Origin of the sequence: Globicatella sulfidifaciens DSM 15739 (assembly GCF_900167405.1) — a bacterium.
GTDB lineage: Bacteria > Bacillota > Bacilli > Lactobacillales > Aerococcaceae > Globicatella > Globicatella sulfidifaciens.
In genome coordinates this window covers 50,643-62,926 of the sequence record NZ_FUWO01000004.1, presented here as the reverse complement: position 1 = coordinate 62,926, position 12,284 = coordinate 50,643, and the positions used below count along the sequence as shown (strand labels likewise).

12 protein-coding genes are annotated in these 12,284 nt (G+C 35.1%); 2 read left to right on the top strand and 10 right to left on the bottom strand.

All coding sequences use genetic code 11. From position 1 onward, the window contains the following. The first annotated feature begins 36 nt into the window (after positions 1–36). Complete coding sequence (locus B5D12_RS03190; RefSeq protein WP_078755466.1) at positions 37–663, top strand: hypothetical protein; 627 nt, start codon at positions 37–39, stop codon at positions 661–663. A gap of 81 nt (positions 664–744) precedes the next feature. On the opposite strand, the gene B5D12_RS03185 is transcribed toward B5D12_RS03190, so the two are convergent. The 9 genes from B5D12_RS03185 to B5D12_RS03145 form a co-directional block, all read right to left on the bottom strand. After that, positions 745–2,028: a uracil-xanthine permease family protein gene (locus B5D12_RS03185; RefSeq protein ID WP_078755465.1), complete on the bottom strand. Its 1,284-nt coding sequence runs from the start codon at positions 2,026–2,028 to the stop codon at positions 745–747. A gap of 181 nt (positions 2,029–2,209) precedes the next feature. Continuing rightward, a complete protein-coding gene (locus tag B5D12_RS03180) occupies positions 2,210–2,488 on the bottom strand; it encodes a chorismate mutase (protein ID WP_078755464.1) in 279 nt (92 codons plus the stop codon). A 13-nt stretch (positions 2,489–2,501) separates the two neighbouring features. Then, positions 2,502–3,959, bottom strand: a complete 1,458-nt coding sequence (locus B5D12_RS03175; RefSeq protein ID WP_078755463.1) for an SLC13 family permease — start codon at positions 3,957–3,959, stop codon at positions 2,502–2,504. Between the two features lie 14 nt (positions 3,960–3,973). After that, complete coding sequence (locus B5D12_RS03170; protein ID WP_078755462.1) at positions 3,974–4,774, bottom strand: ABC transporter ATP-binding protein; 801 nt, start codon at positions 4,772–4,774, stop codon at positions 3,974–3,976. Then, complete coding sequence (locus B5D12_RS03165) at positions 4,771–5,685, bottom strand: ABC transporter permease (protein WP_234982904.1); 915 nt, start codon at positions 5,683–5,685, stop codon at positions 4,771–4,773. The genes B5D12_RS03170 and B5D12_RS03165 overlap by 4 nt, the downstream gene beginning before the upstream one ends. 267 nt (positions 5,686–5,952) lie before the next feature. Next, complete coding sequence (locus B5D12_RS03160) at positions 5,953–6,909, bottom strand: ABC transporter substrate-binding protein (RefSeq protein WP_066126702.1); 957 nt, start codon at positions 6,907–6,909, stop codon at positions 5,953–5,955. 10 nt (positions 6,910–6,919) lie between these two features. Continuing rightward, complete coding sequence (locus B5D12_RS03155; protein ID WP_078755461.1) at positions 6,920–7,882, bottom strand: ABC transporter substrate-binding protein; 963 nt, start codon at positions 7,880–7,882, stop codon at positions 6,920–6,922. 361 nt (positions 7,883–8,243) lie between these two features. Beyond that, positions 8,244–8,951: a SanA/YdcF family protein gene (locus B5D12_RS03150; protein ID WP_078755460.1), complete on the bottom strand. Its 708-nt coding sequence runs from the start codon at positions 8,949–8,951 to the stop codon at positions 8,244–8,246. A 533-nt stretch (positions 8,952–9,484) separates the two neighbouring features. After that, positions 9,485–9,928, bottom strand: coding sequence for a MarR family winged helix-turn-helix transcriptional regulator (locus B5D12_RS03145; RefSeq protein ID WP_078755459.1), 444 nt, complete (start codon positions 9,926–9,928; stop codon positions 9,485–9,487). Positions 9,929–10,089: 161 nt separating this feature from the next. Here B5D12_RS03145 and B5D12_RS03140 point away from each other — a divergent pair, with 161 nt between their 5' ends. Then, positions 10,090–10,797, top strand: a complete 708-nt coding sequence (locus B5D12_RS03140) for a hypothetical protein (protein ID WP_078755458.1) — start codon at positions 10,090–10,092, stop codon at positions 10,795–10,797. Positions 10,798–10,900: 103 nt separating this feature from the next. Here B5D12_RS03140 and B5D12_RS03135 read toward each other — a convergent pair whose 3' ends face one another. After that, the gene (locus B5D12_RS03135; RefSeq protein ID WP_078755457.1) at positions 10,901–12,196 is read right to left on the bottom strand and encodes an RNA polymerase factor sigma-54; all 1,296 of its coding nucleotides are present in this window, start codon (positions 12,194–12,196) and stop codon (positions 10,901–10,903) included. Positions 12,197–12,284: the final 88 nt, after the last annotated feature.

Sequence of the window (12,284 nt, the reverse complement as noted above, 5' to 3'; positions counted from 1 at the left end):
ACAATAAAGTAAACGTTTTCCTAAGGAGGTTAGAGAATGTCGCATCATATCGTTAATTGTGCTGTCACTATTAGTACTCATCCTTTGTTGCAAGGGTCACAATCCAAAATAGGGATTCCAACACATCTACTACTAAAACAAACCTTGGAGGTTTACGCTAAAATTATTGAGCGAGAATTACTAGACCCATCCCACTCAATACCTGTTGATTTTTTAAGCGATTCTATTTTTAAAATCGTCACTGCTTACCAACAAAATCTCATTATAGAAAGCCAATCATATTTTAACGAGTTATTATCTTTTCTAAATCATAATTTTCCTGTAAATTTTCATAAACTCTCTCACCACTACTCTTTTCATCAACAAACGAGACTAGAACAACTAAAAAGTAATGAATTATTAGTAATCCACGAAGATGAGCCTGAATATATTATCCATCAATCATTACTCAATCTCATTGCTTGGTTTCCTTTAACACTAGCCGCTACCTTACATTTTGAGGTAGAGGGCGTTGTTAAAACCATCCCTATTATCAAATCACTTTTAATTGATTGGCTACAAAAACAAGATCGTTTAAAACTCTATAATCTTCAAAGCCTCGAACAGCTTTGTTTACCACTCGATCCTATTGCAGCAGCGCTTATTTTAATGCGACATCGCTGAATCATACTAAATACTAAAATAGACATTTTCTACCGCGCTAACTTAAGATAGCGACAAATAGAAAATGTCTATTGTTTTTTATTAATCTTCTACTGGTAAGACTAGATTTAAAATAACTCCGACAATAGCACTTAAAGCGGTCCCTGATATGGTTAAAGCTGATCCTAATTCTAAAACAGCCCCACCTAAACCAATGACTAACATTGCACTGGCAATAATAAGATTACGTGAGTGATTAAAATTCGTTCTTGCTTTTATCATGACTTTTAATCCATTACTTGCAATAACCCCATATAAAAGGATGGCCATTCCACCCAATACCGCATTAGGAATGGTTGAAATTAAGGCTGTAAATTTACCAAAGAAACTTAAGATAATCGCAATTACGGCGGCATTTCGAATAACTGACACACTCGCTATTCTAGTCATACCAATAACGCCAGTATTTTCACCATAGGTTGTATTAGCTGGTCCACCGATTAAGGCTGACACAAAAGTTGCTACCCCATCACCAATTAATGTTCGGTGTAATCCAGGTTTTTGAACATAGTCATGATTAGTAATTTCTCCTAATACGATATGATCGCCGATATGTTCGGCAACTGTCACGATAGCAATCGGTAAAATTGCCAAAGCTTCTGGTCCAAAATAAAGATTATATTGTTTTAGACTCGAAAAAGAAGTCGCGAAAGGTAAACTCATGTCAGGAATAGCTAGCCAATTGGCATTAACCACTGGAGTAAAATCTACTAATCCGAAAACAATCGCAAAAAGGTATCCTACGATAATAGCAATTAAGAAAGGTACGACTTTAATAAAGCCTTTGCCTTTGATAGTAATCAGAACTGATACGCCAAATGTAATCAAAGCAACCACAATATTGCGCCAATCACCATCTTTAACGAACCCTGCATTGGTTACGGCAGAATTCGCTAATCCCAATCCAATTACCATAATCATTGGACCAATTACGACTGGTGGAAGAATACGATTAACCCATTCGCTACCAATTTTTTTAATTAATACAGCCGTTAAAACATAGACAATCCCCACCAACATAATCCCTGTTTGAGCTGCATCTATTTCACCACCCATTGCTTCCTTTGCTATAGCCATGGCTGATATGTAAGCAAATGATGAGCCAAGATAAACCGGAACTTGCGCTTTAGTTGCAAAGATATAAATCAGCGTCCCGATACCACTCGCAAATAAAGCGGTAGAAACTGACATCCCCAGTATTAAAGGCACCAGAATTGTTGCGCCAAACATTGCAAATACATGTTGAAAACTAAGCAACACTCCAGGTAAAAAGGCCGGCTTTTCATGAACGTCTAATAATAATGGTTTGTTTGTTGATGTCTCCATCTTTCCCTCTTTTCCGCTATTTTCGTAAAAATGCATACAAAAATAGCCCTTATTTTTGGCTTAAGGGCTTTAACGATCTAATATCGCTAACTAACATGTAGCCTTAGTATACTCTCGGTACACCTTAAAGTCCTTAAATCTCCAATAGTGTATCATATATTCAAAAGCTTGACTAGTCCAATTAATAATTTAATTTATTTTGACGGATTTTTGCCTGATAATTTCTGGATATACTCATTAACTCGGTAAAAAATTCGCGCGTTTCACTTGCTAGTTCAGGGTTTTCTAATCGACTAACTGCTGTTTCAATTACTTTTGATTCTCTACTTGAATCAAGTATATCCATATTCAATTCAATTTTTATCTCAATGACTTCTTCGACCACTTTCATGCGTTCTTCAAATAATTTAACGAGTTGGCGATCAATTCGATCAATTTCAGCACGTTGTTGCTCTAACATTCAATCCCTACTTTCATAATATTTCACTGCCTATTGGGTATCCTACTAACATACAGCTTAAAATCGTCACCACCAGTATCCAAAAACCAAAAATTAATGCCTGGCGGCTTGTAAGCCATCTTTCACCAATCGCAATGGCTACATAAGGCATCGCTGGTGGGGTCATCATCGCCATCGATGACATAAATCCAATAAATACCGCAATTAAAGCTGAATTAGCGCTAAAATCCAAAGAATTAGCCAATGCAATGGCCACTGCCGATACAACCGATACGGTAACCAAATTGGAGCTTAGGTTTGTTTGCAAACCTGCCCAAATAACAAAAATTAATACTACTACAAATCCTGACAAATTATTAAAGATAGGAGATATCCCTTTATTTAAGAGTGCTACAATCCCAACATTCTCATTAGCGAGCATACTCCCCAACGCTAAAGTGGCTGCCACCAATAGTAAACTTGGCCAATAAACGCCTTCTTTCATAGCCTTGTTAATATCAAGTAACGGTTTGCCTGAAATTCGTATCACTGCTAACATAATCACGCCCATTAAAGGCGGGAACACAATCCCTGCTTGTTTAAAAAAAGCTGAAAGCCCAGGCAGAATCATCACAAATAATTCTGGTAACAACCACATCGCTACGACCATTGCAAAAACCGTCACAATCCATTTTTCTTCTCGTGACATTTTAGGAATACTTTTTAGTGATTCAAGACGTTGACTTGTGACTTCTGCTAATTCTAATTTCCAAACATATTTTATAAAAATTAATAAAAAGATAAAAATAAAGATACCTGTCGGAATACCAATCATCATGTATTGAAAATAACTTATCGAAGCCTTAAAAGCAGCTTCATACAAACCAATGGCCGTTATCGCAAACACATGATTAATCGGTGTCATTGCAGTCCCTATTGCGATAGTGGTATATAATGTAAAAAGCATAATCGCAGCATTGCGATTCCCTTTATCAAATCCGAACTGATGAGCCAATTCTTCAAAAATAGGATACGCAATCATAAACAAAATAGTCGGCGAAATAAAACTGCCTAAGCATAACATAACACAATAAAAGGCAATTAATAGTTTCCAAGAGGAGGCTTGAGCCCATCGACTGTGAAGAGCCCATGCAGTCACTCGTTTAATAAAATAAGTTTGCTCCAAGGAATAGGTCAATAAAAATGTAAATAATAAAAATGCGAAGGTTATATTACCAAAAGAAAGTGGTAAAATTTTTGTGAATCCAACTTCTGGTATTAAAGCCATCCCTAATAAACATAAGAGACTTGGCCAATCAATTGCGATAAATAACCACAATAATAGGCTACTGATAAAAATACCTAACATAGAAAGGGTCAACGGATTCATTCCTAATAAATTCCAACTGAAGTATTGATTACCCAAAATGGTTAAATAAACAATCAAACTTAATAATAGAACCAGTTTTTGCAATAAACTATTCTTTTTCATATGTTTTGATTCTCCTAACTTAACAGCATTGCATCTGAAGTTACTGCTTCGCCACTATGTTGCTTAAATAAATCTAATAAATCAATCACGGTCATGTTTTTCTTTTCATGCTCTTTAACATCCAAAATGACTTTTCCATGATGTAACATAATCAATCGATTGCCATATTTTATCGCATCCGCCATATTATGCGTAATCATTAAGGCAGTTAAATTCTGTTCGGCAATTATTTTATCGGTTAGGTTTAACACCATTTCACTCGTTTTAGGATCTAAGGCAGCCGTATGTTCATCTAACAATAATAATTCTGGTTCTCTTAAGGTGGCCATCAATAATGTTAAGGCTTGTCTTTGACCACCTGATAAAAATTCGACATCTGTATTTAAGCGATTTTCCAACCCTAAACCTAAAGACGATAATTTATTTTTTATAAATTCGCGTTCAGATCGTTTTACGCCCCATGATAAACCACGATTTAACCCTCTACGGTTTGCTAGTGCCATATTTTCTTGAATCGTTAAACGACGTGCCGTCCCCAATTTAGGGTCTTGAAACACATAGCCTATTTTATTAGCTCTTTGATGGTTTGATAAAGTAGTGATATCTGCCTCTCCAATCATAATCGTTCCTTGATCAGGAATATGATGACCCGCAATGGTATTAAGCAAAGTAGATTTGCCTGCCCCATTGCCTCCGATAACCGTTACGAAATCACCTTTGTCCAAGGTTAAATCAATTCCTTTCAAAACATGGTTTTCATTCACGGTTCCCATCCCAAAAGTTTTGTGAATATTATTTAAAACTAATTGACTCATTTTGAACGACCTCCATTAGCAATACCTTTTTTCTGTAACTGATTTCTTTGAAACTCAGGTAGATATAACACAATCGTTAGTAAGATTGCTGAGAATAATCTTAAGTCTGTTGCGCGAATACTGATCAATTGCTGATTTAAAATGATGTCAATGATTAAGCGATACACAAAACTTCCTAAAATAAGCGAAATCATACGAATAGCAAGCGGTTTGTTAGGTAAGATGACTTCAGCCACAATAATAGAAGCCAAGCCAATGACAATCGTCCCGATTCCCATACCAATATCACTAAATCCATCTTTTTGAGCAACCAGTGCTCCTGCTAACGCAATTAACCCATTACCTAGCATATAACCTAAAGTTTTCATTCTTTTAGTATTAATGCCATTGGCCGAACTCATCGTTTCATTATCCCCAGTGGCTCTTAAGGCTAAGCCAATCTCTGTATTTAGAAAGGTCACTAGTAAAATAATAATAACTGCCAAAATTAATAAAGTTACCACGGTTACACTTAAATTTTTACTCCATCCCGTCGCTTGTTGAACTATTGAATATAAGGTTGATTGACCCAATAAAGCTATATTAGGCCGGCCGGTCATCACATGTAAATTAATGGAATACAACGCTGTTAACAGTAAAATACCGGTCAATAGAGCAGGGATTTTTAATTTCGTATGAATCCACCCTGCAACCACTCCGGCTAAGCCGCCTCCAAAGAAAGCCGCAATGGTTGCAAAAATGGGGTGTACCCCACTGGTGATTAAGGTAGCACAAATAGCCGCACCAAGAGGAAAGCTTCCTTCCGCAGACAAATCAGCTATATCAAGCAAGCGAAAGGTAATATAAACGCCTAAAGCCATAACGGCCCAGACAACACCTTGTGTAAAACTCGATGTAATAATTTCCAACATTTCTTTTTTCCTTCTTTCACATAGTAAATCATTCATTTAATAACTTAAACACAAAAAACGAAGCTGTTTTTATTTTTGGTAGCTATGCTATCTATAAAAAAGTTTTATATTCTATGTTTTATTGTAAATCATTTGTGGATTAAGTTTCAATATCGAATTGAGATTTTTCCTTTTATTTCATAATTCTCTCAACTTATGCACAACTTTTTCATAAAAAAGCTAGTTATACACAGGTTGTCCACAAGTTGAGAGTAAATTGTTCATAACTTATTTAATGGAATCTGGATCTACGCCAATCGCTTGTGCAAATTCCTCATTTACAATTAATTGTAACTTGTCAGCAGTCTCAATCGGCATATCAGCAGGTTTTAAATCTTCTGAAACTAACTTAATTAGCATATTTGCTGTTTGAATGCCGTAATCTTCATAAGAATTAGATAAAGTTGCTAAGCCATTTTTTTGCACCACAGAATCGGAAGAACCGATTGTTGGAATTCCGGCCTGTTTGGCTAAATCCCCCACTAATGAGATTGAACTATCAATGGTATTGTCAGTGACCATGAACATCGCATCGACTTTTTCAACTAGTGAGCCCATGACTTGAGCAATATCGTTAGTGCTAGTCACTGTCCCTACTTCTACCTTAACACCTTTGGCTTCAAATTCTTCAGTCGCTTTGTCGGTTAACACTACCGAATTAATTTCACTCGAATTAAAAATCATTCCTACAGTTTTAACATCGGGAAAATTATTGAGTAATAAAGCCACTTGTTCAGCAATCGGTGCCATATCGGTCGTCCCCGTTACATTGCGTCCAGGCTTTTCCAAAGATTCTGCTAATCCTGCTTCAACAGGATCAGTAACCGCTGCTATAAAAATAGGTTTAGTTGACTCAACCGTAGCTAGAGCTTGAGCTGCAGGAGTCGCAATAGCAAATAACAAATCATTTTCTCTTGCTAATTTTTCACTCATTGATTGTAAATTTGCCATATCGCCACTTGCGTTTTGCACATTGATTTCTACTCTATCCGCTAATTCAGAGTTATTTAAAGTTTCCTCAAACCCTTTTAATACCGCATCTAGTGCTTCATGTTCAACTGTTTGTAAAACACCAATTTTTATTGTATCCTCGGCGGTTACTCGTTGTAAGGGTAACACGGTTATAAAACTTAATAAAACTAACACCACTAAACTAAATCGACTGAAATTATTGTTTGTTTTCATCTTTATTCTCCTACTCTACTTTTAAATTTGTAATATCAATCCCTAATGCTTCCGCAACTTTTTCATTAATAATTAAATTATTTTCGCTCGCTGATTCTACTGGCACCTCTGAAACATTCAAATTTTCTTCTTGCTGTTTAACAACCATCGCTGCCGTTTGTTTACCTAAGTTATAATAATTTAATCCGTATGTTACTAATCCATTTTCATTAATCATGTCTTCTGAGCCACCGACGATTGGTAGCTTGGCTTCGATAGCTAAGTCACCTACTAAGGTCATTGCACTCGCAACAGTATTATCTGTTACAGTGAATATTGCATCCACTTTACTTACTAAAGAACCCATCACCTGACTAATATCATTAGTAGAGGTCACAGTTGCTTCTTCAACCTTTAGCCCTACTGCAGTTAATTGTTCTTTGGCGTTCTCTGCTTCTGATAACGAATTTGCCTCCCCAGAATTGTATAAAAGACCGATTGTTTTTGCTTCTGGGGCAACTTTTTGTAATAATTTCACTTGCTCTTCAATTGGGGCAGCATCGATGGTACCTGTCACATTTTTACCTGGTTTGTCTAAACTGTCAACCAAGCCAGCGCTGACTGGATCCGTTACAGCTGAGAAATATAATGGTTTATCTCCAGCTACATTGGCTAATGCTTGAGCTGCAGGAGTTGCAATCGCAAAAAGTACATCATTGTTATTCACTAATTTTTCACTCATAGATTGTAGATTAGCATTGTCAGCAGCCGCATTTAAAAAATCAATTTCAAGATTTTTGCCCTCTTCATAACCGGCTTCTTTTAATCCATCGATGAATCCTTGATACGTTGCATTTAGAGATTCATGTTCAACATATTGTAAAACACCAACCTTTAAAGTTTCTTCTGCAAGAACAGGTGAAACATATCCTAGCACCAAAGCTAAGATTCCTAATAACTTCATTAAGTGCACATAATAATAACCTTTTTTCATTTTATTTCCTCCTAAAAATTAAAAGACCTGTTTAGTTAATCTAAACAGGTCTTTTAAGACTCACTACCAAAACAAAGATGCTTGGATGCTCTCTTATTACGTCCCGCTTAGATTTTTACAACATCTATGCGGGCATCAAAATTTTTCAGCTCCCATAGATACAAACTTTCGTTTCCGGTTTGTACCCATAGTAGATACAAACACTATCTAAAGTAGCTGTAAAAATATGATACGTTTTGTAATAAGTGCGTATTCATCGTTAACATCACCTTTCTTTTGATTTCTTATCCATAGTTTATTAGATAAAATGATAAAAGTCAATAGGTTTTTAACATAAATCTCATTTTATTTTAATTTTGTTTCATAAGAGCTCTTTTTCATTCGTTAAATCACCTGAATCTCTTAAATTAAACCCATAATTTAATTCGGGTTGCGGTAATTCATATTTAAAATAGACAACGAAGAAATCTTTAACTCTAGCTAATAATTCTCGTGTTTCTCTTTCGAATCGTGTTGAACTTGCTTCATCAGCTGGTATACCAATCGCTTGCATACCAAATCCTTCTGCTAATAATAACGCTCTGGACAAATGATACCCTTGAGTAATAATGATAACTTTTTCTTGATTTAAAACATGCTTTAATCGATATAAACTGTCATAAGTAGAATAGCCTGCATGATCTAAATAGACTTTTTCACTCTTGACCCCTTTACTAACTACATACTTTTTCATTACGGCAACCTCGTTATAGTACATATCCATATGATCACCACTCATAATAATCGGATTATTCGGAAATGCCTGGTGAAACGCCACTGCTTTATCTAACCTTAACTTTAAAATAGTGCTAGGAGTGTCTGCATCAATAATCCCAGCCCCTAATACTAATACCGGAACAGATTCATCTTGCATCAACGGTTCTTGTTGAAGAGTATCAATTTCTTGAAAATTCGTCATTCCCTTTATAATGACCAAGCCATTTATCAAGATTATGCCTAATCCAACTGCTATCATTCCATATAAAATCAATTTAATAATCCCCTTGATTAATTTCCATACTGTTTTCATCTTTTTCCCCTTATTATTAAAAACGCACCTTTTCAAATAATAATAAAAGTGGGTAACAAACGAAAATATAAATTCCGCTCTCGCTACCCACTCCCTTTTTGATTAAGGCCATTTCAATAGGCATAATTTTATTCAATCTTTAAGTTTAATTAAACCAAAGTTTTATCTTTATCACTGCTAACATCATTGGAGGTGGACCAGAAGTTGAAAAGCGAATGATTTTCACTTCGTCTGTCCACCCCCGCAAAGTTGGGAGTAGACCAGAAGTAGAAAATCGAATGATTTTCGCTTCGTCGGCCTACCCCCGCACAGTTGAGTAGGCCTCAAACAAGTCGTTAAGACGCAGGTTGAGACCACTCAACCACTGCGCTTTTAATTAACGAACAATAACTTGATTGAGAATAATTTATCAAGGTTAACCCCAACCTCGTTAAGACGCAGGTTGAGACCACTCAACCACTGCACTTTTACTTAACGAACAATAACTTGATTGGATTTATCCAGTTGATGTCCTGTCTTAACTTATGATAATTTTAGCACTCACTTGATTTCCCTAAACCCTCAATCAATTCACGACTTATCGCAATGAACTGCTCTAACTGTTCTTCTTTAACGTTTTTAAAGCCTGCTTCAATATGTTTATTAAATCTCGCATTCGTCACCTCATAGATTTTACGCCCTTCATCAGAGATTTTAATAATTCCATTGCGGCGGTCTTCCTCTAAGGTTTCTCTAAACAACCATCCTTTAGCTAACAAATGTTTAATTGTTCTTGAAACGGCAGCGTTAGAAATATTCAACTCCGTTGCAACTTCAGAAATGGTTTGTTTTTCGTCTTTTTCTTCCAATTCCACTACATAATCTAATAATACAAATTCACTACGAGACATTTCATAACTACTATCAAAAAATTTTCTTCTCAATCGGCTAATGTCTAAATTTAATTTAAATGCCTCTTTAATTAATTCTGCTTTCATGTAATACCTCCAGAATTCCTTCGTCCTTAATAATAAGTTAAAAGTAGGTAAATTTCAAGTAAACTCATATATTCTGACATCAGACTGTTACATAAATGTGATACAAGTCTCGTAAATTTCTGTTAGAATATAGTGTGATACATAGATAGAAAGGTGTTATTATGAAAAAACTTATTTTATTACTGTTAACGGTTATCTTAGCCGGTGTATTATATATAAACTTTATTCCTCAATCATTCAATTCAAATAAAATGAAAGAGGAACAAACCACATTAAGCGATAATACCAATGGACCGCAGGTCGAAATTGTCTCTGACAACCAAGCAGAATCTGAGACCACTATAGCATCTACTGAAGTTGAAACGACCAGTCCATCTGAAGCTGAAACGACAGTGGATTCTTTATTTAACGAAGCGATTATTAATAATCGGGATTATCCTCAAGCAAATGTGCCAGAAGAACTGCTAAACGTTGATATTTATACCGCTATTAACGAATACTATATCGCTAATTATTCAGAAGAAGAAAAAGCTGCCAACCAAACAGCCTTAACAGACGTTGAATTAGATAACCTAACAGAAGCATTAAATCAAAAAGATGCATTAAATGGCTTAGATTTAACCGTTGACCAAGTCACTATGAATCTTGACGACGAAAAAGTTTATATACCTAGAGTCATTGTTCCTGTAACATATGAAAATGCTCAAAGGATTGCTGAGGATAATGATATTAACATCCTATCAGACGTTATGACGGAAATTGGTAATCGATTAATAATGATTGCTTATTATAATCCTCAAGAGAAAGAACTCTATGTTTATCATTTAACCAATTGGACTAAACCACTCTTTACATATACTCAAGAGTAACTCTGGATATAATAAAGACCTTAAATGTTAGAATAAAACTAACATTAAGGTCTTTTTCTATCTACTGATTTCGAAGTTTTATTTAGCTAGACTATCCACTAAACTATTCTAAAGCCTTACGATAATCCGCTACTAATTGTTCACTCATAATAATTTTTTGGGCTGCTAACTGGGACACTATTTCATTATCTGAAAGTTCTTGTGGTGAATTCTCAATAATATTAGCCATAATTTCTTTAATATTAACAGTATTAAGCCCTCCACGTCCTTGATGATGAGTAACATTAATTAAATCAGTTAATGGAATAATGCCAAATTTCATTTCAAGGTTTTTATTCGTAACGACTAAGTGAGCTAGTGCCTCGGGTATATCCAAATCTCTCGCTAAATCTTTAATTAAATAAGGACGCTTCTCGTTTTTAATTTCCGTTAAATAATCTTTTTGGGCCAATACTAGTGCTTTAACTGCTGCTAAGACTAATTGTTCGCGAACACGAAGATTATAAGCTAATACTTGAAAATTTTGTCGATGAGTTGTAATGTATTCGAATAATTGCGTATCATTTTGGAGAGCCATCTCATCGTAATATTTTTGATTAAAAATAATTCTTGGATAATATTGACGATTATAACGTAGTTCAATATCATCTTGATTATAACGAACCGAAACATCTGGGATAAGATTCACTTTATCCGCTTTGTCAAAAACGGCTGCTGGTAAAGGTCTTAAAGAATGAAAATAATTTAAGCTGGCTTCAATTTCCTCATTAGGTAATCCACTCACTTGATGAATGCCTTCAACATCTTGCTTTGAAACTAAATCAAAATACTCTTCTAATAAAAGGTATGCAATATTAGGAGCATGACTATCTTGCTCTGTTTGCAACATTAAGCATTCTTGTAAATCATAAGCACCTACACCTGCTGGTTCTAACTGTTTAAACAAAGTCATCGCATCAAGAACTAAAATATCATCTTCATTCAGTTTGGTTGCTAACTCTTGATAACGATAAGGTAAATAACCTTTCTCATCTAGATAGTCGACTAATCTTACCATAACATCACGTATCGGTGTATGGCGATACATCATAATTTGTTCAAATAAAAACATAATCAAGCTCTGTGCCATCCCAGGTGAATTACGCTCTACCTCATTTTCTATATTTTGGTAAATAGCATTTTTTATTGTGGATACTCTTGTCTCAAGTGCATAATCAATTTCTATAAAAGGATTTTCTATAATGGCTTCTTCAATATAATAGGTTAATTGTTCTGCATTCAAATCTAAAATTTCATATAACTGATCTGTATTTGGACTTTTCTCAATATTGTCTTTTAATAGCTCGTTTGTCGTGATTTTTGATAAACTTTGCCACTTTTCTTTTAATCTTTTTTCCAATCATAACACCTCTATTCCATAATTATATTTTCTCAATCAAAAAACCAGTTTCCCAGCGTTAAGGCTATCTCCCTTTCACTTGGAAAAA